The 23,266-nt window shown below is 72.9% G+C and carries 19 protein-coding genes; 11 read left to right on the top strand and 8 right to left on the bottom strand.

The genetic code is table 11. The features are described from left to right. Window positions 1-41: 41 nt before the first annotated feature. The 3 genes from ACIQF6_RS05155 to ACIQF6_RS05145 all read right to left on the bottom strand — a co-directional run bounded on the left by ACIQF6_RS05155 (window position 42) and on the right by ACIQF6_RS05145 (window position 1,686). The gene (locus ACIQF6_RS05155) at window positions 42-683 is read right to left on the bottom strand and encodes an RDD family protein (protein ID WP_400890336.1); all 642 of its coding nucleotides are present in this window, start codon (window positions 681-683) and stop codon (window positions 42-44) included. A gap of 146 nt (window positions 684-829) precedes the next feature. Continuing rightward, the gene (locus ACIQF6_RS05150; protein ID WP_400890333.1) at window positions 830-1,255 is read right to left on the bottom strand and encodes a DUF2752 domain-containing protein; all 426 of its coding nucleotides are present in this window, start codon (window positions 1,253-1,255) and stop codon (window positions 830-832) included. Continuing rightward, on the bottom strand, window positions 1,252-1,686 hold the full coding sequence (locus ACIQF6_RS05145; protein WP_400890331.1) for a DUF4190 domain-containing protein: 435 nt from the start codon (window positions 1,684-1,686) through the stop codon (window positions 1,252-1,254). The genes ACIQF6_RS05150 and ACIQF6_RS05145 overlap by 4 nt, the downstream gene beginning before the upstream one ends. Window positions 1,687-1,952: 266 nt before the next feature. On the opposite strand from ACIQF6_RS05145, the gene ACIQF6_RS05140 reads away from it, so the two are divergent. From ACIQF6_RS05140 to ACIQF6_RS05115, 6 genes are all read left to right on the top strand, one after another. Continuing rightward, window positions 1,953-2,807, top strand: a complete 855-nt coding sequence (locus tag ACIQF6_RS05140; RefSeq protein WP_400890329.1) for a bifunctional methylenetetrahydrofolate dehydrogenase/methenyltetrahydrofolate cyclohydrolase — start codon at window positions 1,953-1,955, stop codon at window positions 2,805-2,807. 17 nt (window positions 2,808-2,824) lie between these two features. Then, entirely contained in the window at window positions 2,825-3,223 is a 399-nt protein-coding gene (locus tag ACIQF6_RS05135; RefSeq protein ID WP_400890327.1) for a DUF3017 domain-containing protein, read from the top strand. Window positions 3,224-3,563: 340 nt separating this feature from the next. Next, entirely contained in the window at window positions 3,564-4,556 is a 993-nt protein-coding gene (locus ACIQF6_RS05130; protein WP_400890325.1) for a malate dehydrogenase, read from the top strand. A 69-nt stretch (window positions 4,557-4,625) separates the two neighbouring features. Further along, window positions 4,626-5,939 carry a hemolysin family protein gene (locus ACIQF6_RS05125; RefSeq protein WP_400890323.1) on the top strand — a complete coding sequence of 438 codons (1,314 nt, stop codon included), beginning with the start codon at window positions 4,626-4,628 and terminating at the stop codon, window positions 5,937-5,939. Between the two features lie 29 nt (window positions 5,940-5,968). Beyond that, complete coding sequence (gene trpS, locus ACIQF6_RS05120) at window positions 5,969-7,006, top strand: tryptophan--tRNA ligase (protein ID WP_400890321.1); 1,038 nt, start codon at window positions 5,969-5,971, stop codon at window positions 7,004-7,006. Then, on the top strand, window positions 7,006-7,563 hold the full coding sequence (locus tag ACIQF6_RS05115) for a 2'-5' RNA ligase family protein (protein WP_400890319.1): 558 nt from the start codon (window positions 7,006-7,008) through the stop codon (window positions 7,561-7,563). Before trpS ends, ACIQF6_RS05115 begins: the two co-directional genes overlap by 1 nt. A gap of 84 nt (window positions 7,564-7,647) precedes the next feature. Here the strand turns inward: ACIQF6_RS05115 and ACIQF6_RS05110 are convergent, their stop codons facing one another. Then, entirely contained in the window at window positions 7,648-9,978 is a 2,331-nt protein-coding gene (locus tag ACIQF6_RS05110) for a CDP-glycerol glycerophosphotransferase family protein (RefSeq protein WP_400890317.1), read from the bottom strand. 217 nt (window positions 9,979-10,195) lie between these two features. Continuing rightward, a complete protein-coding gene (locus ACIQF6_RS05105) occupies window positions 10,196-13,774 on the bottom strand; it encodes a CDP-glycerol glycerophosphotransferase family protein (RefSeq protein WP_400890315.1) in 3,579 nt (1,192 codons plus the stop codon). Window positions 13,775-13,913: 139 nt separating this feature from the next. On the opposite strand from ACIQF6_RS05105, the gene ACIQF6_RS05100 reads away from it, so the two are divergent. From ACIQF6_RS05100 to ACIQF6_RS05090, 3 genes are all read left to right on the top strand, one after another. Then, window positions 13,914-14,912, top strand: a complete 999-nt coding sequence (locus tag ACIQF6_RS05100; RefSeq protein WP_400890313.1) for a glycosyltransferase family 2 protein — start codon at window positions 13,914-13,916, stop codon at window positions 14,910-14,912. A gap of 157 nt (window positions 14,913-15,069) precedes the next feature. Then, window positions 15,070-16,014 carry a YihY/virulence factor BrkB family protein gene (locus tag ACIQF6_RS05095; protein ID WP_400890311.1) on the top strand — a complete coding sequence of 315 codons (945 nt, stop codon included), beginning with the start codon at window positions 15,070-15,072 and terminating at the stop codon, window positions 16,012-16,014. Between the two features lie 98 nt (window positions 16,015-16,112). Further along, window positions 16,113-16,982 (top strand): class I SAM-dependent methyltransferase, encoded by an 870-nt coding sequence (locus tag ACIQF6_RS05090; protein WP_400890309.1) that lies wholly within the window; start codon window positions 16,113-16,115, stop codon window positions 16,980-16,982. 2 nt (window positions 16,983-16,984) lie between these two features. Here ACIQF6_RS05090 and ACIQF6_RS05085 read toward each other — a convergent pair whose 3' ends face one another. Then, entirely contained in the window at window positions 16,985-18,220 is a 1,236-nt protein-coding gene (locus tag ACIQF6_RS05085; protein ID WP_400890307.1) for a D-alanyl-D-alanine carboxypeptidase, read from the bottom strand. 136 nt (window positions 18,221-18,356) lie between these two features. On the opposite strand from ACIQF6_RS05085, the gene ACIQF6_RS05080 reads away from it, so the two are divergent. Together ACIQF6_RS05080 and ACIQF6_RS05075 are read left to right on the top strand one after the other, a co-directional pair. Further along, window positions 18,357-18,614 (top strand): SCO4848 family membrane protein, encoded by a 258-nt coding sequence (locus ACIQF6_RS05080; RefSeq protein ID WP_400890305.1) that lies wholly within the window; start codon window positions 18,357-18,359, stop codon window positions 18,612-18,614. A gap of 743 nt (window positions 18,615-19,357) precedes the next feature. Then, entirely contained in the window at window positions 19,358-20,692 is a 1,335-nt protein-coding gene (locus ACIQF6_RS05075; protein WP_400890303.1) for a hypothetical protein, read from the top strand. Window positions 20,693-20,750: 58 nt separating this feature from the next. Here ACIQF6_RS05075 and ACIQF6_RS05070 read toward each other — a convergent pair whose 3' ends face one another. Together ACIQF6_RS05070 and sdhA are read right to left on the bottom strand one after the other, a co-directional pair. Continuing rightward, window positions 20,751-21,524, bottom strand: coding sequence for a succinate dehydrogenase iron-sulfur subunit (locus ACIQF6_RS05070; RefSeq protein WP_043914358.1), 774 nt, complete (start codon window positions 21,522-21,524; stop codon window positions 20,751-20,753). Next, the gene (sdhA, locus tag ACIQF6_RS05065) at window positions 21,524-23,266 is read right to left on the bottom strand and encodes a succinate dehydrogenase flavoprotein subunit (protein ID WP_400890300.1); all 1,743 of its coding nucleotides are present in this window, start codon (window positions 23,264-23,266) and stop codon (window positions 21,524-21,526) included. Before sdhA ends, ACIQF6_RS05070 begins: the two co-directional genes overlap by 1 nt.

The following is a 23,266-nucleotide window of genomic DNA, read 5'->3' as shown; positions in this document are numbered from 1 at the left end:
CCCGCACACCGCGAGGTGTGCGGGCCCTTCGGGCTCTCACGTCACTTGGTCCGGACGACCACAGTGCTCATGATCTTGTCGGCGAAGGTCTGCTTCTTCTCGTCCCACAGCGGCCACAGGTAACCGATGCAGCAGAAGCCGTCGACGATGTGGCACAGGAAGCGCACGATCGCCATGCCGAAGCCGATGTTCTGGCCGTCCGACTCGCGCGCGACCCGGATGCCCATCGCGCTCTTGCCCGGGGTCTGGCCGGTGGTGCCGAGGCGGTACAGCAGGATCAGCCAGCCGACCAGCGCGACCAGGGCGCCCAGCAGGACGAAGATGCTGCCCGAGCCGGAGCCCGAGCTGGTGCAGTGGCTCACGCCGCTCGCCGACGTGGAGCAGCTGATGCTGCCGGCCGCCTGCGCGCCGCCGATGCCGTACAGGATGCCGGCCGGGATGCCGACGATCAGGTAGTCGATGATGTACGCCAGCACGCGGCTGCCCCAGCCCGCGTACGGCGGGACGCCCGGGTAGCCCTGCTGCGGGTAGCCGTAGCCCTGCTGCGGAACGCCGTAGCCCGGCGCGGGGGCCTGCGGGTAGCCGTAGCCCGGGGCGGCCGGCGGCTGCTGCGGGTAGCCGTAGCCGGGCTGCTGCGGGGGCTGCTGGCCGTACGGGTTGTTGGGGTCGGGCGGGTAACTCATTTTCAATGCCTCCGGGCAGGATGCGAGTTGTGGACGGACGACTGGAAGCCCCGCGGACGGTCGGGCAGTTGACGCACCGACCGGGAGGGGAGACTAGCGGATGGCCATGACGGCGCCGGGGGAGAAAGGCGAACGAGTGGGGCGGCTCACGCCGGAAGGAAGCCGTAACGGTGCAACTGCCAGCTCCAGGAGAGCGCCGCCGCACCCCAGATCACCGCGTTGCGACGAGAGTTGGGCTGGCGCCACCACCACCGGCCGGGCCCGAGCGGGGCCACCAGCAGGCCGAGCGCGACCAGCACCGTCACCGGGTTCGCGGCCACCGCGCCGAGCAGGTTCCCGTGGCCCGCCTCGATGAACACCGTGGTCGACCCGCAGCCCGGACAGGGGATGCCCGTGAACCGGCGCAACGGGCACAGCACGCCCGGGTCGTGGGCGTCGTGCACCAGCGCCGCCGCCACCGCGACGGCCGCCGCGCCGAGCCCCCGGACCAGCACCCGCGACACCCCGCCCGCGGTGGTCCCCGCCGACCTGCGCCAGCGCTCCACGGGGCCGAACTGCCGGGCGGTGCTCACGTGGTGGGCATGACGAAGTACAACACGATCACCGCCACGCCGATCAACAGCGCCAGCGCGTTGAGCACGATGCCGCCGATCGCCACGCCGCGGCCCTGACCGCCGAGCCGAGACGACTTGCCCAGCGCCGCGATGCCCAGGCCGGCGCCGAGCAGCGCCAGCGGCCACCCCCAGAAACACACCGTCAGAATCGACACCACGCCGATCACGACCGACGCGGTCGCCATCGAGTTCTTCGGCGGCACCTGCTGATACATCGGCGGGTACGGCTGAGGGGCCTGCGGATACCCGTAGCCCTGCGGCTGCTGAGGCGCCTGCGGGTAGCCGTAGCCGGGCTGTTGGGGCTGCTGCTGCGGGTACCCGTAGCCCGGCTGCTGAGGCTGCTGGCCGGCACCGTTGTACGGGTCGGGCTGCTGGTACGGATTGCTCACGTGTCGATTCCCCCGACTGTGTTTCGTCCCCCGCCGCCGGACGGTCCGTCACCAGCACCTGGGCGGCGGTACTTGCCCCGTCATCGTGAGCCTTGGCGAGCCGCGATGTCCAGCCGCATGCAGGCCACGGGCACGACCGTGGCACAACCGCAATCCCCCGGCACGCTCCGTGGCCGCCGGAGACGCTCCGTACAGGACCGGCCCGGCCACGACAAGGAGCCCGCCCGGCGGCACGTCGCGGACCCCCGATCCGGAAGAATGGAGACATGACTGCCCAGATTCTCGATGGCAAGGCCACCGCGGCCGCGATCAAGTCCGAACTCGCCGTCCGCGTGGCGGCCCTCAAGGAACGGGGCATCGTCCCCGGCCTCGGCACCGTCCTGGTCGGCGACGACCCGGGCAGCCGGTGGTACGTCAACGGCAAGCACCGTGACTGCGCGGAGATCGGCATCGCCTCCATCCAGCGCGAGCTCCCCGCCACCGCCACCCAGGAGGACGTCGAGAACGTCGTCCGCGAGCTCAACGCCGACCCGTCCTGCACCGGCTATATCGTCCAGCTGCCGCTCCCCAAGGGCCTGGACCAGAACCGCGTGCTCGAACTCATGGACCCCGACAAGGACGCCGACGGCCTGCACCCGACCTCGCTCGGCCGCCTCGTCCTCGGCATCGACGGCCCGCTGCCCTGCACCCCGCTCGGCATCGTCGAACTGCTCCGCCGCCACGACGTCGCCATCGACGGCGCCGAGGTCGTGGTCGTCGGCCGCGGCATCACCGTCGGCCGCTCCATCGGCCTGCTGCTCACCCGCCGCAGCGAGAACGCCACCGTCACGCTCTGCCACACCGGCACCCGGGACCTGGCCTCGCACCTGCGCGGCGCCGACATCGTCGTCGCCGCCGCGGGCGTCCCGCACCTGGTCAAGCCCGAGGACGTCAAGCCCGGCGCGGCCGTGCTCGACGTCGGCGTCTCCCGCAGCGAGGGCAAGATCGTCGGCGACGTGCACCCCGGCGTCGCCGAGGTCGCCGCGTGGATCTCCCCCAACCCCGGCGGCGTCGGCCCGATGACCCGCGCGATGCTCCTCAACAACATCGTCGAGGCGGCCGAGCGCCGCGCCGGCGTCTGAGACCGGTGCCCGGCGTCATGAAGCGCGCCCGCCGCCGACCCGTCACCACCGAGGGCACCCTGCCCCCGGAGGGTTCCGCGGCGGCACTCGGCCGCGGCCACACCCTCCCGCTGCGGCAGTGGCCCATCACCCTGGTGCTCGCCGTCGCCGCCCTCGGCCTGCTGGTCACCTGGGCCGGGAACTTCCGGCTCGGCCTGCTCGCCGTCGGCGTCGCACCGCTGCTCGGCGCCCTGCTGCGACTCGGACTGCCCGACGTCGGCCTGCTCGCCGTCCGCAGCCGGTTCACGGACGTCACCCTGATGTTCGTCCTCGGCGGGGTGATCGTGCTGCTCACCCTGGTGGCGCAGCCCAACCCGTGGCTGAACGTCCCGGTCCTCGACAACATCGGGCGGCTGATCGGACACCCGATGCACTAGGGGCTTGCGCGAGAGCGGGTGGGCGCGAAGACAGGGGCGCGTGGGGGCACCTCCCGGCCCGCCGGGGCTGGGGGAGAACTGCGCGACAAGCGCACGTCACGTCCGCAAGGTCGCGATCACGTGCAGGTCACTGTCCTGCGTCGCGATCTTGCGGACGTGGCGCCTTCCGCTTCGCGCAGTTCCACGCGCCCCCGGGTTCGGACCCGCCCGCGCCCCCTGTTGTCGCGCTCGTCCGCGTTCGCGATAGCCTGTTTCGGGTCTCTCGACATCGAGAGATCATCCTCGGCTCCAGTGCGCCGATGTGCCTGGGGCGCCTGGCGATTTGCTGGAGAAGGTAGATATGACTCGCACCCCCGTCAACGTCACCGTTACCGGAGCGGCCGGCCAGATCGGCTACGCGCTGCTCTTCCGCATCGCCTCCGGTCACCTGCTGGGTGCCGACGTGCCGGTGAACCTGCGCCTGCTGGAGATCCCGCAGGGCGTGAAGGCCGCCGAGGGTGTCGCGATGGAGCTGGACGACTGCGCGTTCCCGCTGCTGCGCGACATCACCATCACCGACCAGGCGAACGTGGCGTTCGACGGCGCCAACGTGGCCCTGCTGGTCGGCGCCCGTCCGCGCACCGCGGGCATGGAGCGTGCCGACCTGCTGTCCGCCAACGGCGGCATCTTCGGCCCCCAGGGCAAGGCGATCAACGACAACGCCGCGGACGACATCAAGGTCCTGGTGGTCGGCAACCCGGCCAACACCAACGCCCTGATCGCCCAGCGCAACGCCCCGGACGTGCCGGCCGAGCGCTTCACCGCGATGACCCGCCTGGACCACAACCGCGCCGTCGCCCAGCTGGCGAAGAAGGCCGGCGTGACGGTCGAGGACGTCAAGAAGGTCACCATCTGGGGCAACCACTCCGCTTCCCAGTACCCGGACCTGTTCCACGCCGAGATCGCCGGCAAGGCCGCGTTCGACGCCGTCGGCGCCGACCAGGCCTGGGTCCAGGACTTCTTCATCCCGAAGGTCGCCAAGCGCGGCGCCGAGATCATCGAGGTCCGCGGCGCGTCCTCGGCCGCCTCGGCCGCGAACGCCGCCATCGACCACGTCCACACCTGGGTCAACGGCACCCCGGCCGGCGACTGGACCTCGATGGGCATCGTCTCCGACGGCTCGTACGGCGTGCCGGAGGGCCTGATCTCCTCGTTCCCGGTCACCACCAAGGACGGCAAGTTCGAGATCGTCCAGGGCCTGGACCTCTCCGAGTTCGACCGCGCCCGGATCGACGCCTCCGTCCAGGAGCTCGCCGAGGAGCGCGACGCGGTCAAGGAGCTCGGGCTCATCTGAGCGCCGCTCCGCAGCGTGTGAACGGCCGGGTGCCCACGGGGCGCCCGGCCGTTCTCCTACACTCGGGCCGTGAGCGAAACCCTGCAGGACGCCGCACTCGTCCTGGTGTTCATCATGCTGGGCGGTCTGTTCAACGTCGCCGAGATCGCGCTGATCTCGCTGCGCGAGGGGCAGATCCGCACCCTGGAGTCGGCGGGCTCGCGGCGGGCCGCCCGGGCGGCGCACCTGGCGGCCGACCCGAACCGGTTCCTGGCCGCCGTGCAGGTCGGAGTGACGTGCATGGGCTTCCTGTCGGCGGCGTTCGGCGCCGACACGCTGGCCGGCAAACTCGCCCCGGTGTTCGTCCGGGCCGGGCTGTCGGACGGGGTCGCGGACGCGGTGGCGCTGGTCGGCCTGACCCTGGTGATCTCCTACGCTTCGCTGGTGCTGGGCGAGTTGACGCCCAAGCGGATCGGCCTGCAACGGGCCGAGTCGATCGCCCTGCTGGCCGCGCCGGTGGTGGACGTGATGTCGGTGGCGCTGCGCCCGGTGATTTGGCTGCTGGGCCACTCGACCAACCTGATGGTGCGTCTGCTGGGCGGCGACCCGTCCGCCGGGCGGGGTGCGATGAGCCCCGAGGAGCTCCGCGGTCTGGTCGCCGCCAGCACCGAACTCGGTTCCGACGAGCGCGAGTTGATCAACGAGGTGTTCGCGGCCGGGGAGCGCCAGCTGCGCGAGGTGATGGTGCCGCGCACCGAGGTGACGTTCCTGGACGCCGACCGGCTGGTGCGCGAGGTCCGCTCCGAGACCGACTCCTCGCCGCACTCCCGCTACCCCGTGGTGGAGGGCTCCTACGACGCCGTCACCGGCTTCGTGCACGTCCGCGACCTGTACGGGGTGCGCGGCGAGCAGGCCGCCCGGGTCCGCGACCTGGCCCGCCCCGTCAAGCTGCTGCCCGCCACCAAGCGGGTGCTGGAGGCGATGAGCGAGATGCGGCGCGAGGGCCACCACCTGGCCATCGTGGTCGACGAGTACGGCGGCACCGCGGGCATCGTCACGCTGGAGGACCTGGTCGAGGAGGTGATCGGCGAGATCCGCGACGAGTACGACGCGCAGGACACCACCGCGACCCGGCGGCTGGCCGGCGGCGGCGTCGAACTCGACGGCCTGCTGAACCTCGCCGACTTCGCCGAGGAGACCGGCTTCACGCTGCCCGAGGGCCCGTACGAGACCGTCGCCGGCTTCGTGGTGCGCGAACTCGGCCGGCTCCCGGAGAAGGGCGACCAGGTGCTCACCGAGTCCGGCGCCCGGCTCACCGTGGCCCGGCTCGACGGGCGCCGGATCGAACGGCTGCGGGTGAGTGCCGTCACACTGCCGAACCCGGGTGCGCCGGACGTTTCCTGAGCGGCCCGGGGAACTGGAACAATGGCCCCATGGTCAACGCAGCGGTCACCGGTCCGGTGAAGGACCGTCCCCGGGTGCTCTCCGGCATCCAGCCCACCTCAGGCTCCTTCCACCTGGGCAACTACCTCGGCGCGGTGCGCCAGTGGGTCGACATGCAGGAGGCCAACGACGCCTTCTACATGGTCGTCGACCTGCACGCGATCACCGTCGAGCAGGACCCGGCGACGCTGCGGCAGAACACCCGGGTCTCCGTCGCCCAGCTCCTCGGCGCCGGTCTCGACCCGGAGCGCTGCACCCTGTTCGTGCAGTCCCAGGTGCCCGAGCACGCGCAGCTGGCCTGGGTGATGAACTGCCTCACCGGCTTCGGCGAGGCCTCCCGGATGACGCAGTTCAAGGACAAGTCCCTCAAGCAGGGCGCCGACCGCACCACCGTCGGCCTGTTCACCTACCCCGTGCTGATGGTCGCCGACGTCCTGCTCTACCAGACCCAGACCGTCCCGGTCGGCGAGGACCAGCGCCAGCACCTGGAGCTCACCCGCGACCTCGCGGAGCGCTTCAACGCCCGCTACGGCAAGACCTTCACCGTCCCCGAGCCGTACATCCTGAAGGCCACCGCCAAGATCCAGGACCTGCAGGACCCGTCGGCGAAGATGAGCAAGTCCGCGTCCAGCGACAAGGGCCTGATCAGCCTGCTCGACGCGCCGAAGACCAGCGCCAAGAAGTTCAAGAGCGCCGTCACCGACACCGACACCGTCGTCACCTACGACGAGGCGAACAAGCCCGGCGTCTCCAACCTGCTGCGGATCCACTCCGCGCTCAGCGGGATGAGCGTCGAGCAGCTGGTCGCGCACTTCGACGGCAAGATGTACGGCGCCCTGAAGACCGAACTGGCCGACCTGTTCACCGACTGGGTCACCCCGTTCCAGACCCGCGTCCAGGGCTACCTGGACGACCCGGCCGAGCTGGACCGGGTGCTCGCGCTCGGCGCCGAGAAGGCCCGCGCGGTGGCGTCCGAGACGCTCGCCGAGGTGTACGACCGCGTCGGCTTCCTGGCGCCGAAGCGCTGATGCCGACGGCTGCCGCCCCCGATGGCGACGGTCTCGACGAGGCCGTCACCATCGGCGTGTCCATACACGTCCCGGAACCGTACGGCAGCCAGGTGCAGGACGCCCGGGCCGGCCACGGCGACCCGCAGGCCCGGTCGATACCGACCCACGTCACGCTGCTGCCGCCCACCGAGACCCGGGCCGCGCTGCTGCCCGGCATCGAGGAGCACCTGCGGGCGGTGGCCGCCGCCCGCCGCCCGTTCCGGATGCTGCTCCAGGGCAGCGGGACCTTCCGCCCGGTGTCGCCGGTGGTGTTCGTCCGGGTCGAGGAGGGCATGCAGGAGTGCCGCGAGCTGGAGGCCGAAGTCCGCTCCGGCCCGCTGGCCCGCGAACTCGCCTTCCCCTACCACCCGCACGTCACCGTCGCCCACGGCCTGCCCGACCCCGTGCTGGACGCGGCCCACGAGCAGGCCCGGGGCTTCCGCGCGGTGTTCGAGGTCACCGAGTTCGTGCTCTCGACGTTCGGCGCCGACGCCGTGTGGCGGCCCTGGCGCAGCTACGGATTCGCCCGCGCCTGAGCGGGGCCGAGCGGCCGCCCGGCGGTGCCCGCCGGCCGGGCCGGGCACGTCGTCCGCGTCACCGGCCGGGAGTTTCCTGGGAATTCACCGAGGGTCCGCTGGGTGCTCCTCGGCCATCGCCAGCATCCGGTCGACCACCCGGGCGGCCGCCCCGCCGTCGTCCAGCGGGCAGAACCGCTCCCGGAACGCCCGGTAGCGCTCCGCGTGCGGCGCCGGATCGAAGTCCCGCAGCGCGGCGACCAGGTCGGCGGAGTCGGAGAGCAGCGGGCCCGGGGCGTGCGCCTCGAAGTCGAACGTGAAGCCGCGCAGCCGGGTGCGGTAGTGCTCCAGGTCGTAGGTGAAGAACAGCATCGGCCGGCCGGTCACCGCGAAGTCGAACATCAGCGACGAGTAGTCGGTGACCAGCACGTCGGCGATCAGCATCAGATCGGCGACGTCCGGGTGGTCGGAGACGTCCCGGACGAACGCGTCGTCGGGCATCCGGCCGCCGACGTGGACGTGCGGACGCAGCAGCAGCACGTGGTCCTCGCCGAGCGCCGCACGGGCCTGCTCGACGTCCAGGTGCAGGTCCAGCCGGTAGCGGTCGCCGTCGCGCTGGTCGTCCCGCCAGGTCGGGGCGTACAGCACCACCTTGCGGCCCTCCGGGATGCCCAGCCGGGCGCGGATCCGGGCGGCCTCCGCCGGGTCGTCCCGCACCAGCCGGTCGTTGCGGGGGTACCCGGCCTCCAGCATCTCGCCCCGGTAGTCGAAGGAGTCGGCGAGGATCGGGGTGGCGAACGGGCTGGGCGACAGCAGCAGGTTCCACTGCCGCACCTCGTCGGCCAGCCGTTCCAGGTAGCCGTCGTTGGCCAGCCAGTCGCTCTCCACCTGGCGGGCGATCCGCTTCAGCGGCGTGCCGTGCCACAGCTGGACGACCACCTGGCCCTCGCGGCGGTGCAGGAACTCCGGGAAGTGCGTGTTGCCGACCAGGTAGCGGCTGGTCGCCAGCGCCTCGTACCACTCGGGGCTCCACTGGCGGACGGCGACGGCGCCCGGCGGGGGCTGCTCCTGGCCGTCCTCGACCACCCACAGGTGTTCCAGCGGCAGGCCGCGGCGGACCAGTTCCTCGTGGACGGCGCGCGGGTTGCACGAGTAGCTGCGGCCGCCGAACACGTCGTACAGCACGGCGTCGCGCAGCGGCCGGCGGCGGGCCGCCGGGTAGGTCTCGGTGCGCAGCCGCAGCTGGCGGTGCGCGCTGCGCTCGACGGCGGCCAGCACCGGCTTGCTGTCCACGATCAGGGTGTCGTGCCAGCGGTGCTGGAGCTGGAACGCCTTGGGCCCGGCGTGCGCGGTGGTGGGCAGCGCGGGCAGGACGTCCGGGTGCAGGCGCATCGGGAGGCCGTCGTGGCCGGGCTCGTCGGCGGGGCGCAGGGTGGGTTCCCAGATGCCCTTGGCGAGCGGGCGGGGCCGGCCGTCGGAGGCGGCCGGTTCGAGGGCGAGCTCCGCGTGGAAGCGGCCGTCGGGGCCGACCTGGGCGGGCAGCCGGCGTTCCCGGCCGTCGCCGCCGTGCCGCAGCACGAGGTCGACCGGGCGGTCCGCGAAGTGCGGGAGTTCGCCGCGGAGTTCGAAGCCGGCCTGGGTGGGGATCACGGCGTCGATCAGCGGCTCGGGGTCCTGGACGCAGAACTGGAGGTGCTGGTCGGCGAGCTGCTTGGCGTACAGCACCTGCCCGTCGGCGAGCGGGAGCTGGCGGCGGCCGCCGGGCGGGCAGTTCAGCAGCAGCTCGTGGGACCGGCCGTCGGCGCCGATCAGGGCGGGTTCCCAGTGCCCGCCCGGCCGGCAGCGGTCGGCGGGGACGAGCGCGGTGAAGGAGGCGCCGTCCCAGTCGGTGGCGCAGTCGACGGTGGCGCCGGTCTCCCGGTGGTGCAGCGTCAGGGTGCTGCCGACGGCCCGGTCGGGGGCGCCGCCGCCGAGCCGGAATCCGGTGTCGGTGCAGGTCAGTTCGGTGACGGCGGCCCGGTCCAGGCTGACGGTCAGGTGCAGCGAGTCCTCGTGGAAGTGCAGGACGAACAGGACGCCGTCGGCGACCCAGTGCGCGGGCGGGTACTCGCCGCTGCCGCACCAGTACGCGGTGAGCGGCGTCTCGACCTGGTGGGCGCCGGCGCCGACCACGGCGCTGATCCGCCACCTGCCGGGCTGCCACTGGCCGCGCAGCTGGAGCAGGGCGGGGTCGAGCAGCGCGGTGAAGCCGGTCCAGTCGAGGCTGTGCCGGTCCTGCCCGCTGTCGTCGGTGGCCTCCGGCAGGTAGCGCGGGGAGGTCTGCAGCGGGATCGGCCGCCGACCGTTCGGCGGGGTCAGCCGGAGCTCGACCCGGGTGGCGCCGGGGCGGTCGCCCGGCTCCCCGTCGATCCGGCCTTCGCCGAGCAGCGTGAGCACCCCCCCTTCCCAGACCGCCCGCCGCAGCCCGGCCCGGGCCTCGGCATCGGAGGTGGTCCGGGCACGGTGGAGTCGGCTGGGGAAAAGGGGGAGGCGCGGCACGCCGATATGACATCCAAGGAAACTGCCGAAGTCAATTTCCTCAACCCTGGGAATATGCTGAGTTTCCTGGGAATTGAGGGAATCGACCCGGCCTTGACCAGCGGATTACTGACTGCTATTCACCTTCGGCGAGCAGCGCGTCCGTCACCCGAACGGCGGCCTTGCCGTCGTCCAGATCGCAGTACGCCTCGCGGAACGCCGCGTACTTGTCGGCGTATTCGGCGGTGACCTGCGGCAGGTCGCCGAGCGCGGCGACCACCTCGGCCGAGGTGGCCAGCAGCGGGCCCGGGGCCTGGGCGGCCAGGTCGAGGCTGAAGCCGCGCAGGTTGTCGCGGTAGTGCTCCAGGTCGTAGGTGAAGAACAGCACCGGGCGGCCGGTGTTCATGAAATCGAACACCGCGGCGGAGTAGTCGGTCACCAGGACGTCCGCGACCAGCAGCAGCTCCGCCATGTCGGGGTAGGTGCTGACGTCCCACACGTAGCCGTTGCCGGCCTCGGGGATCCGCGCCCGGACCACCTCGTGGCCGCGCACCAGCAGGACCTGGTCCTCGCCGAGGGCGGCGCGGGCCGCCTCCAGGTCGAGCTGCAGGTTGAGCTGGTAGCCGCCGTCGGGCAGCCGCCGGTCCTCGCGGAAGGTCGGCGCGTACAGCACCACCTGCTTGCCCTCGGGCAGGCCCAGCTGCTCGCGGACCCGCTCGGCGGTCTTCTCCCGGTCGGCGGCGAACAGCAGGTCGTTGCGCGGGTAGCCGCTCTCCAGCACCTTCCCCTCGAAGCCGAAGGCACGGCGCAGCACCGGCGCGGCCCAGCGGCCGCCCGCCACCAGCATGCTCCACTGCGGCACCTCCTTCTTGAGGTGCTCCAGGTAGCCGGAGTCGGTGAACCAGACCTTCTCGAAGTCGGTGCCGATCCGCTTCAGCGGGGTGCCCTGCCAGGTCTGCAGCACGACCTGGCCGGGGCGGCGGCGGAAGTACGTCGGCAGGTGGGTGGAGGTGACGATGTACTTGGCGGTGGCCAGCGCCTCGTACCACTCGGGGGAGCGGTGCCGGACGCACTCGGCGGTCTGCGGCAGGTCGGCCTGCAGGTCGACCGAGGTCCACAGGTGGCGCAGCGGCAGGCCGCGGCCGACCAGCTCCTCGTGCACGGCCCGCGGCGAGTCGTTGTACAGGCCGCCGTCGGCGGCCCACCAGTCCTCGCGGACGGTGTGGTAGAGCACGCTGTCGGTGAGCGGGCGGCGCTGCAGCTCGGCGAACGAGCGGCGCAGCTGCCGCTGGCGGAAGCCGCTGCGCTCGGCCGGGGTCAGCGGGTCCCAGGACTCCAGCGACAGGCTGTCGAACTGGCGGCGCTCCAGCGCGACGGTCTTGCCGCGGGCGGCCACCTCCAGCGGCAGCGTGTCGAAGGTGGACGGGGCGAGCGCCGCGGCCGGCCAGGCGCTGTCGGCGGCGGCGCCGACCGGGCGGAACAGCACCGTCCAGGTGCCCTTGTGCAGCGGGACCCGGCCGGCGAACGACGCGGTCGGCACGGCGGGCAGCGCGGCCCGGAACCGGCCGTCGGCGATCTCCACCGGGAAGGCGTGCTCCTCGTGGCGCTTGCCGTGCCGGATCACCAGCTCGTAGTGGTGGGTGCCGGGCAGCGGGTAGGAGCCGCTGAGCACGAAGCCCTCGCCGTCCTTGGCCCGGGCGATCTCCTCGACGACCGGCTGCAGCACCTGGTCGCACAGCTGCAGGTAGCCGCTGGGGGAGGGCTTGGCGTACAGCGCGCGGGCGCCGTCGGCGAGCGGCAGGTGCAGCTCGACCGGGGCGGCGCGGTCGTCCAGCACGAGCGGCAGCGCGGAGCCGTCGGAGAGCTTGAGCTTCAGGTCCCAGCGGTCGCGGGTGCGCTCCTCGGCGGCCGGGTCGAGGGCGTCCCAGGCCTCCCGGACGGCGGTCAGCTCGGCGACCCGGACCCGCGCGGTGAACGGCACGTCGCGGCCGGACGGGACGCCCAGCTCCAGCGGCGCGAACACCTCGCGGTCGGACTCGGCGTGCTTCAGACGCAGCTCCGCGCCGGCCAGGTCGCTGCCGGAGCGGACCAGGCCGCGCAGCTCGACGGTGCCGTTCTCGGCGGTCGCCGACACGGCGCGGGCACGCACCCGCTCCACCCGCAGCAGCAGGTGGCCGTCGCGCTGCCAGGGCACCACCCGGACGTCGTCCTCGACCCAGTGCACGGGCGCGCTCTCGGCGCGGTCGTGCCAGCCGGTCGACACCCGGCCCTTGTACACGCCGCCCTTGCCGACGCCGGCCACCAGCACCCGCCAGGAGCCGTCCTTCCACTCGCCGCGGTGCTTGAGCCGCTGCGGGTCGATGGCGGCGGAGAAGCCCGCCCAGTCGCAGCTGTACATGTCGTGCGGGGAGCTGGCGGTGGCCTCGGGGCTGAACTCGGCCCGGGTCTGCACCGCCACCACACGGCGGCCCTTGGCCTCGCGCAGGACCAGCGCCTTGACCATGTCGTGCTTGTTCTCGGCGCCCAGGTGCTCCGGGAAGGCGTGCCCGGTCAGCTGGAGCTTGCCGTCCTGCCAGCGGGCGTCGTACAGCCGGGAGCGCATCACCAGGGCGTTGCTCAGCCGCAGCACGTCCGCCGGGACGCTCTTGCGGCCGCCGCGCAGGAACGGGTAGTCGGCGTACGGGCGGAACAGGCCGCGGGCCGGGGCGGCGCCGTTGCTGTCCTTCTCGAACAGCAGCTGCTCGATCAGCTCCTCCAGCCGGCCCTCGAGGGTCAGGTGGTACTTGAGCCGCAGCGGGGCGCGCAGCTTGCGGACCTGCTCGGGGCCGATGGCGCGCAGCAGGCGGCCGGCCGACTCCAGGTAGGCGGCGTTGTACGCCGGGTCGCCCTCCAGCACCGAGCCGAAGAACATCGGGATCTCCTCGACGAGGTTGTTCTCGTCGTAGGAGCGCAGGTACGTGCGGAACTTCGGGTCGCTCTGGTTGCGCAGCCAGTCGCGGACCAGCTCCATCGACTTGACCCGGTCGATGACGCCCTTCGGGTTGGTCTTCATCTGGGTGATCGACATCTCGCCGACCTCCCGCTCGCGCCAGTGGTAGATCGGCTCGGCGAGCACGTCGACCCGGCGGGCCAGGTAGTGGTGCGGCACGCTGACCGGGGCGTCCTCGTACAGGATGCCCTCGGGGTACAGCACGCCCGCCTGGTCGAAGAACGAGCGGCGGTACACCTTGTTCCACGCGGTGCGGTCGGTGACCAGCGCCGGGAGCTCGGTGATGTGGGTGCGCAGCCGGGTCGCCGCGAACGGCTTGCGGTGGCCGCCCGACTGGTAGTGGCCGACGGCGCGGAAACGCAGCACGTTGCCGGTGCAGAAGTCGGAGCCGGTCTCCTCCAGCGTGCTGATCATCAGCTCGTACGCGGACGGCGGCAGGGTGTCGTCACTGTCGACGAACGCGAGGAACTCGCTGCCCTCGGAGATGTGTCGGTAGCCGGTGTTGCGGGCCGCCCCCAGGCCTTTGTTCACCTGCTGGACCAGCCGGAAGCGCGAATCCTTCGCGGCGTAGTCCGCGGCGATGGCGGCACTTGAATCCTTCGAGCCGTCGTCGACCATGACGCACTCGAAGTCGTCGAAGGTCTGCGCGGCGATGGAGTCGAGGCACTCCTCCAGATAGCGTTCGACGTTGTAGATCGGGACGACGACGGACAGACGCGGGGCCATCGGGAACGCAGTGCCTTTCCTCAGGAGTTCGGCCGGGAGCCCGGCAAGTGTGTCGAACCAGGACCGGCACCAGCCGCGATTCTAACGCTTCGGGCTTGCTAGTCTGCGCCTGGCCAGGCCAGCTCAGGAGAGTGAAGAGATGCCGCGGTTCAGCGTGATCGTGCCCGTGCACGCCGTCGAGGAGTACCTCCCCGCCTGCCTGGAGTCCGTCCTCGATCAGAGCTTCACCGATTTCGAACTGATCGCCGTCGACGACTGCTCGCCCGACGGCAGCGGCGCGATCCTCGACGAGGCCGCCGCCCGCGACAGCCGGGTGACGGTCCGCCACCTCGCGGAGAACGTCGGCCTGGGCCTCGCCCGCAACGCCGGCATGGAACTCGCCACCGGCGACTACCTGCTGTTCCTCGACAGCGACGACACCTTCACCCCCGACCTGCTGGCCGCCGCCGACGCCCGGCTGCGCGCCACCGGCGACCCCGACCTGCTGGTGTACGACTACGCCCGCAGCTACTGGGACGGCCGGGTGGTGCGCTCCGCCTCCGCCCCGGTGTTCGCCCGGCCCGGCGCGGACGCCTTCACCCTGGACGAGCGCCGCGACCTGCTCGACCTGCTCCAGGTGGTGTGGAACAAGGCCTACCGCCGCGAATTCGTCCGGCAGCAGGGCCTGACCTTCCCGCCCGGGTACTACGAGGACACCCCCTGGACCTACCCGGCACTGCTCGCCGCCGGGTCCATCACCCTGCTCGACCAGGTCGGCGTGCACTACCGGCAGCGCCGCGAGGGCGGCAACATCCTGGCCACCGCCTCCCGCAAGCACTTCGACGTCTTCGAGCAGTACGACCGGGTGTTCGCCTTCGTCGACGCCCGCCCCGAACTGGACCGCTGGCGGCCCGTCATCTACCGGATGATGCTCGGCCACCTCGCCACCGTCGTCACCAAGCCCGGACGCGTCCCGGCCGCCGACCGCCGCGAGTTCTTCCGCCGCGCCGCCGAGCACTGCTCCCGGCACCGCCCGGCCGACTACCGGCCGCCCGCCGGACGGGAGGGCATGCGCGGCGAACTGCTCGGCCGCGGCAGCTACCTGGGCTTCCAGAGCCTGCGGATGCTGTCCAGGGCCCGCCGCGCCGTCCGCCGCTGAGCGGGCCCCGGGCGCTGCCGCGGAGCCGCCCCCGGGCCTTGCCGCCGCGCCGCCCCCGGGCCTTGCCGCCGCGCCGCCCCCGGGTCTTCTCGCGGAGCCGTCCGGCCGGCGGCGCGTCACCCGGGCGCGGGACGACCCGCCCGGTATACAGCGAAGGATGGACTTCCTCACCGGGCTGCCGCTGATCGGACCACTGGTGGCCCGGGCGCTGCGCAGCCGCCCGTACCTGGTGTACCGGCTGTTCGCGGACGTGCGGGGCAACCGGCTGGCCGGGGCGGTCACCTTCTTCGGATTCCTGGCGCTGTTCCCGCTGCTCACCGTGGCCCTGGCGATCGCCCTGGCCGCGCTCTCCGACTCCCGGGTGCACCAGCTCCAGACGAGCATCGCCGAGCAGCTGCCCGGCCTGTCCGACGCGCTCGACCTGAACGCGATGGTCGCCCACGCCGGCACCGTCGGACTGGTCTCCGGCGCCCTGCTGCTGGTCTCCGGCCTCGGCTGGGTGGACACCATGCGCGGCGCGGTGCGCACCGTGTGGCGGCTGCCCGACCGCGGCGGGAACTTCTTTCAGGTGAAAATCCGGGACTGCGCGGTGCTGTTCGGCCTGGGCCTGGTCTGCCTCGCCTCGCTGGCCGCGTCCGCCGTCGCCACCACCCTCGCCCGCCGGCTCGCCGACTGGCTGGGCCTGGACGGCGGGGCCGGCCGCTGGCTGCTGTCCGGACTCGGCTTCCTCATCGCGGTCGGCGCCGACCTGCTGCTCTTCCTCTACCTGCTCGGCCCGTTCCCCCGGATCGTCGCCCCGCACCGCGGCGCCCTGCTCCAGGGCGCGCTGATCGGGGCGGTCGGCTTCGAGCTGCTCAAACTGGCGCTCTCCTCCTACCTGGGCTCGGTCGCCGGCCGCAGCGTGTACGGGGCGTTCGGGGTGCCCGTCGCGCTGCTGCTGTGGATCAACTTCGTGTCCCGACTGCTGATGTACTGCGCGGCCTGGACGGCACTGGCCGACCCGGAGGCGGCCCGCCGGCGCGCCGTCCGGCAGGCCGAGGCCGCGCTCGCCGCCGCCGACGAAACTCCCGGTTCACCCGCTGTCCAGCATCCGGACGACTGATCTATGATCCGCGTCACACCCCAGACCGGTGCATATCGACCTCCGGTCGACCCCTCTGCCGGCGTTCCCCCGCCCGGCCGCCTCCCCCTGGAGACCGCGTGTCCGCCACCGACACCTCCGCCGCGCCACCCGTCCCCGCCACCCCCGACGACGTCCCCGGCTGGTTCTTCCGCGTCGACCGGGAGGTCTTCGGCTGGCTGCTCACCCGGCAGAGCGCCGCCGGCGTCACCGGAGACCTGCTGGAACTGGGCGCCTACCTGGGCCGCTCGGCGATCCTGCTCGGCGACCACCTGCGCCCCGGCGAGACGTTCACCGTCTGCGACCTGTTCGACGCGGACGCGCCCGACGGCGAGAACTCCGCCGAGATGACGATGTCCTATCGCGCCACCCTCACCCGGCGCGCCTTCGAGACCAACTACCTGGCCTTCCACGCCGAACTGCCGGTGATCGTCCAGGACCCCACCTCGGTGCTCGCCGACGGCCGGATCCCCGCCGACAGCTGCCGCTTCGTCCACATCGACGCCTCGCACCTGTACGAGCACGTCGTCGGCGACATCCAGGTGGCCCGCGACGCGCTCGCCGGGAACGGCGTCGTCGCCCTCGACGACTACCGCGCCCCGCACACCCCCGGCGTGTCCGCCGCGGTCTGGGAGGCGGTGTTCACCCTCGGGCTGAAGCCGGTCCTGCTCACCCCCGAGAAGTTCTACGGCACCTGGGGCGACCCGGACGCGGTCCGCGCCGACCTGCTCGCCCGCGACTGGCGCGGCGAGGGCTTCCGGCTCGACGAGGAACACCTCGCCGGACAGACCTGCCACCGCCTCGCCTGGGACGGCCCGTCCGAGCGCGGGGGCGGCCCGGCCGCGACTTCGGCCCCGGCCCGCCGCTCGCTCGCCCGCCGCCTGGCCCTCGGCGTCCTGCCGCCGATCGCCGCCCGCGCGGTGCGACGCCTGCGGCGCGAGCGGGCCTGACATCAGGGGCGGGTGGGGCCGCCTTCCCGCCCCTGGGGCCGTGCCGACCGGAGCCGCAGGGCGCGCAGCCTGAGCAGGCCGATCGCGGCCACCGCCGCGCAGAGGCCGACCGCGGACCAGGTCGCCGCGTCCGGGCCGTCCGCCGCCGCGTGGCTCGCGCGTACCGGCTGGGGACGGACGACGGGCTGCTGCGGGGACGGGGTGGCGGCCGGCCCGGACGGGGCCTCGGCGGCCGGCTGGGCGGTCGGTGTCCCGGCCGGGGCCCGGTCGTCGACCAGGGTGCCCACCGGGGTGACCTTGCCGACCGCGGCGAAGCCCCAGTCGAGCAGGGACGCCGCCTCGTCGTAGACCCGCGGGCTGCTCGCCGGGTGCATCACCGTCACCAGCACGGTGCGGCCGTCCTGGACGGCGGCGCCCGTGTAGGTCGCGCCCGCGTTGGTGGTGTAACCGTTCTTCACGCCGATCAGGCCGGGGTACTTGCCCAGCAGCCGGTCGGTGTTGGCGATGCCGAAGCTGCCGCGCTGCCCGTACTTGTCGACCGCCCCGGGGAACTGCGCCCAGCGGGTGCCGCAGTACTCGCGGAACTCGTCGTTGCGCAGGCCCGCCCGGGCGAACAGGGTCAGGTCGTAGGCGGAGGTGACCTGCCCGTCCATGTCGTAGCCGTCCGGGGAGACCACGTGGGTGTCGTGGGCCTGCAACTGGTTCGCGCGGGCCTGCATGTCGGCGACCGTCTTCTCCACCCCGCCGTTCATGCTCGCCAGCACGTGCACCGCGTCGTTGCCGGAGGACAGGAACACCCCGCGCCACAGGTCCTCGACCTTGTAGTCCAAGTCCTCCTTGATGCCGACCAGGCTGCTGCCCACGCCCATGCCCTGGAGCTCCGACCAGCCGACCCGGTGCACCTCGTCGGCCGGGAACCGGGGCAGCACGGTGTCCGCGAACAGCATCTTCAGGGTGGACGCGGGCGGCAGCTGCGCGTGCGCGTTGAACGCGGCCAGCACCTCGCCGGTGCCCGCGTCCGCCACCATCCACGACTTCCCGGTCAGGCCGGACGGCAGCGGCGGCGCCCCCGGGCCGGGCGCGACCTGCACGCCCGCCGCGCCCAGCCGGTCGCCGCCCACCACGGCGGGCGGCGGGGGGTCGCCGGGCACCGCCGCGGCGGTGCCCGGCGGGCCGCCCGGGAACAGCACCAGGGCGGCAGCGGACGAACCCAGGACGATCCGGCGGACTGTCTGCATTCCCGGAAGCTAACCCGCGCCCCGCCGCCCGGCCGTCGAAGCCGCCGCCCTACGCCACGAACGAGTACCGCCCACTGCTCCGTTCGGCGGGCCGCGCATACTGGACGGGCCACCCGTCTGCCGCGAAGGACCCGTCATGAAGCTCAGCCGCCCGGTCTCCTGGTTCCTCACCGCCTTCGGCGTCTGGTCGATCTTCATCTGGACGACGTTCGTGAAGAACCTCTGGAAGGACTCCGGCGGCCAGGCCTTCGTCAACGGCGACCACTCGCAGCCGACCGCCTTCTTCTGGATCCACCTGCTGCTCGCCATCACCTCCCTCGTCCTCGGCCTCGCCATCGGCTGGATCGGCGTCCGCGGCCTGCGCGCCCTGCGCAAGCCCGCCGTCGCGGAGTAGCACCGAGACGCCCTTCGGCACGGATCTCCGGGCGTCCGGGACACGCGGCCGGGACACGCGGCCGGTCGGTCGATCGGTCGCCCGCGCCCTCCCGGCCGGCTCACCGGCAGCGACCCGGGACCGACGCCGCCCGCCGCCCGTTTCGGGCTGTGGGACGCCAACGGGACGAAGGCCGTCGGTGCCACCGTCGTGGCCGACCCCGTCGGCGAGGTCCGGGCCTCGACCGCCGGCCCGGCCGGGCCCCGGCCACAGCCGGCAGGTTCGTCCCGCCGGCCCGTGGAGCGGCTACGACCTGATCGGCCCCGGCGTCCACGGCAGCCTCGCACCGTGGTCCCGTGAGCAGTCCGCCGGCGCCTCCGCGCGCACGCCGTGCCCGAAACTCGCCGACCGCGGCTACGACTTCTCCGGCCCCGCCGGCCCGGCGAACGCCGCCGTCACCGGCGCCTTCCCCGGTCGCCGAGCACCCGACCCCGGGCAGCTCCGGCGGCCTGGACGGCGACGGGCAGGCCGAACCGAAGTCACCGCCGAGGGGCATCCGGTGACGTCCGGGGGCGTCGGCAACCCGAGGGACCTGGGCGTCCTCGCCCGATGAACCGTCAGGGTCCGCTCCGGCCGCGGCCGGAGCGGACCCTCGGCGTGTCCGGACCTCTGGAGGTGGCCGAATCCGGCTGCTAGCCTGCCCGGCACGCATCCGTGCGGGCGCCGGTCGGCGAGGGCCGGGGCAGGGGACGGGGAGACTCGGCATGAGCACTGGCACCACCCTCGGCGAGGCCCGCCCCGAGTGGGCGCAGCGCCAGGAGCGGGAGCGCCGGCACCGGCGTGCGAAGTCCCGGCTGCGGCTGCCGTTCGCGGTGGCGGCGGCCTGTCAGGCGGTGCTGCTGCTGTGGTGGGCGGCCGGGTATCCGGCGTTCACCGGGGGCGGGGTGAGCGGTGCGCCGCTGTACGACGCCGCCGTGCGGGCGCTGCACCCGGCGGGGGTGACGCTGGCGCAGACCGTGGTGGTGGCGTTCGCGCTGGGGCACCTGGTGGCCGCGCTGGCCCGGTTCGGGGTGCGCGGCCGCTGGTCGGGGCCGGTGGCGGTGGCGCTGGCCGCGCTGCCGCCGACCGGCAGCCTGGTGGTTTCGCTCAGTCCCGAAGTGCCGTCCACCGCAGGGGCGTTGCTGCTCACTGCGGCGGGCCTGCGGCTGCTCGCCCGGCGGGCGGAGGGAACGCTGCACCGGGGCGGACCGGCGCAGCGGCTGGACCTGGCGGTGCTGTTCTCGGCCGTCGTGCTGCTGGCGCTGACCGGACCCCGGGGCGCGGGCACCGCGCTGATCGCGGCTCTCGTCCTGCTGCCGGCGCTGCCCAGGGCGCGCGGCCGGATCGCGCTGCTCACCGCGCTCGCGCTGGCCGTGCCGATCGCCCTGGCGCTGCTCGGCCACCCGGCGGCCCGCCCCGGCGACCTGCACCCGCTGCGCGCCGCCGACCTGGCGCGCGCCGAGCACCGCGACCCGGGCCGCCCGGCCGCCGCGCTGACGGCCGTCGCCCCGGCCGCCGACTGGGACGCGGCCGGCGCGGACTGCTCGGCGACCACCGCCCTCACCGACCGCTGGGACGCCGCCGCGGCCGGCCGCGAGCAGCCCGAACTCGCCGCCGCCTGGCGGAAGTTGCTGCGCGACCACCCGGACCGGGTGCTGGACGCCCGGCTCTGCCGCGGCCGCCTTGCCTGGAGCGTGTGGGCCGCCGACTCGGGCCCGCACGCGGCCACCGAGGTGCCGGAGGCGTCCCCGTCCTCGCACGGCCTGCTGCGTCCGCTGCACTCCGCCGCCGCCTGGAGCCGCACCCTGCTGCGCGCCCCGCAGCTGGACTGGCTGCTGTGGCGCGGCGCCCTGTGGGCGTACCTGGGGCTGGCGGCGGCCCTGCTGTACGCCTGGCGGCACCGGCTGCCCGCCCTCGTCCCGGTGGCCGGCGCGGCCGTCCTCGGCACCCAGCTGGCGCTGACCGCGTCCGCCGCCGGGCAGGACTACCGGACCATGGCGGTGGCGCTGTTCCTCGGCCCGCTGCTGCTCACCCTGGCCACCGTTCGACGCGCGCCCTGAGGCGCACGCCGAAGGGCCCGCCCGGAAACCTCCCGGACGGGCCCTCGCGGTCGAAGGACTAGAAGCGACGCGTGACGAGCGCGCGCTTCACCTCCTGGATCGCCTTGGTGACCTCGATGCCACGCGGGCAGGCCTCCGAGCAGTTGAAGGTGGTGCGGCAACGCCACACGCCCTCACGGTCGTTGAGGACCTCCAGGCGCTGCTCGGCGCCCTCGTCGCGGGAGTCGAAGATGAAGCGGTGCGCGTTGACGATCGCCGCCGGGCCGAAGTACTGGCCGTCGTTCCAGAACACCGGGCACGACGAGGTGCACGCGGCGCACAGGATGCACTTGGTGGTGTCGTCGAAGCGCTCGCGGTCGGCCTGCGACTGCAGACGCTCGCGGGTCGGCTCGTTCCCCGAGGTGATCAGGAACGGCATGACGTCCTTGTACGCCTGGAAGAACGGGTCCATGTCGACGATCAGGTCCTTGAGGACCGCGAGGCCCTTGATGGCCTCGACCGTGATCGGCTTCTCCGGGTTGACGTCCTTGATCAGGGTCTTGCACGCCAGCCGGTTGCGGCCGTTGATCCGCATGGCGTCCGAGCCGCAGATGCCGTGCGCGCAGGAACGGCGGTACGTGAGGGTGCCGTCCTGCTCCCACTTGATCTTGTTGAGCGCGTCCAGGACGCGCTCCTTCGGGTCCATCTCCAGCTGGTAGTCCACCCACACCGGGTCCGGGTGCTCCTCCGGGTTGAACCGGCGGATCCGGAAGGTGACGTTGATCAGCTTGGTGCTGCCCGCCTCGACCGCGTCCAGCGCGGCCGAGTGCTTCTCGACGGTCGGAGTGGACATCAGTACTTACGCTCCATCGGCTGGTAGCGGGTCTGCACGACCGGCTTGTAGTCGAGGCGGATGGAGGTGGAACCGTCCTCGGCCACCTCGCGGTACGCCATGGTGTGCTGCATGAACTTCACGTCGTCACGGGTCGGGAAGTCCTCGCGGTAGTGACCGCCGCGGGACTCCTCGCGGGCCAGCGCCGAGACGACCAGCACCTCGGCCAGGTCGAGCAGGTTGCCCAGCTCGATGGCCTCCAGCAGGTCGGTGTTGTAGCGCGAGCCCTTGTCCTGGATCGAGACGTTCTTGAAGCGCTCCTTGAGCGCGGTGACGTCCTCGACGGCCTGCTGCAGGGTCTTGCCGGTGCGGTAGACGGACACGTTGGTGTCCATCGACTCCTGCAGCTCCTTGCGGATCTGCGCGACCGACTCGGTGCCGGTGGACTCCCGCAGGCCCTCGACCAGGGCCTCGACCAGCGCGCCCGGGTTCTCCGGCAGCTCGACGAAGTCGTGGTTGTCGGCGTACGCGGCGGCGGCGATGCCCGCGCGGCGGCCGAACACGTTGATGTCCAGCAGCGAGTTGGTGCCCAGGCGGTTGGCGCCGTGCACCGACACGCACGCGACCTCGCCCGCGGCGTACAGGCCGGGAACGACGTCGGTGTTGTTGCTCAGGACCTCACCCTCGACGTTGGTCGGGATGCCGCCCATCGCGTAGTGCGCGGTGGGCTGGATCGGGATCGGGTCCGTGTAGGGCTCGATGCCGAGGTAGGTGCGCGCGAACTCGGTGATGTCCGGCAGCTTGGCGTCCAGCTGCTCCGGCGGGAGGTGCGTCAGGTCCAGGTAGACGTGGTCGCCCTCGGGGCCGCAGCCGCGGCCGGCCCGGATCTCCGAGTAGATCGCGCGGGAGCACACGTCACGGGACGCGAGGTCCTTCATGACGGGGGCGTAGCGCTCCATGAAGCGCTCGCCGTCCTTGTTGCGCAGGATGCCGCCCTCGCCGCGGGCGCCCTCGGTGAGCAGGATGCCCATCCGCCAGATGCCCGTCGGGTGGAACTGGAAGAACTCCATGTCCTCCAGCGGCAGGCCGCGGCGCAGCGCCACGGCCTGGCCGTCGCCGGTCAGGGTGTGCGCGTTCGAGGTGACCTTGAACATCTTGCCGGTGCCGCCGGAGGCGAACACCACGGCCTTGGCCTGGAAGACGTGGATCTCGCCGGTGGCGAGCTCGTAGGCCACCACGCCGGCGGTCTTGCCCTCGTTGATCAGCAGGTCGAGGACGTAGAACTCGTTGAAGAACTCCACACCGTGCTTGACGCAGTTCTGGAACAGCGTCTGCAGGATCATGTGGCCGGTGCGGTCCGCGGCGTAGCAGGACCGGCGGACCGGGGCCTCGCCGTGGTTGCGGGAGTGGCCGCCGAAGCGGCGCTGGTCGATCCGGCCCTGGTCGGTGCGGGAGAAGGGCAGGCCCATCTTCTCGAGGTCGAGGACCGCGTCGATGGCCTCCTTGCACATGATCTCGGCGGCGTCCTGGTCGACCAGGTAGTCACCGCCCTTGACCGTGTCGAAGGTGTGCCACTCCCAGTTGTCCTCCTCGACGTTGGCGAGCGCGGCACACATGCCGCCCTGCGCCGCGCCGGTGTGCGACCGGGTCGGGTAGAGCTTGGTCAGCACCGCGGTGCGGCTGCGCTGCGTCGACTCGATGGCCGCGCGCATGCCGGCGCCGCCGGCGCCGACGATGACGGTGTCGTACTGGTGAATCTGCAT

Source organism: Kitasatospora sp. NPDC092948, assembly GCF_044754805.1.
Lineage (GTDB): Bacteria > Actinomycetota > Actinomycetes > Streptomycetales > Streptomycetaceae > Kitasatospora.
This window is presented reverse-complemented; position numbering and strand designations above follow the sequence as displayed.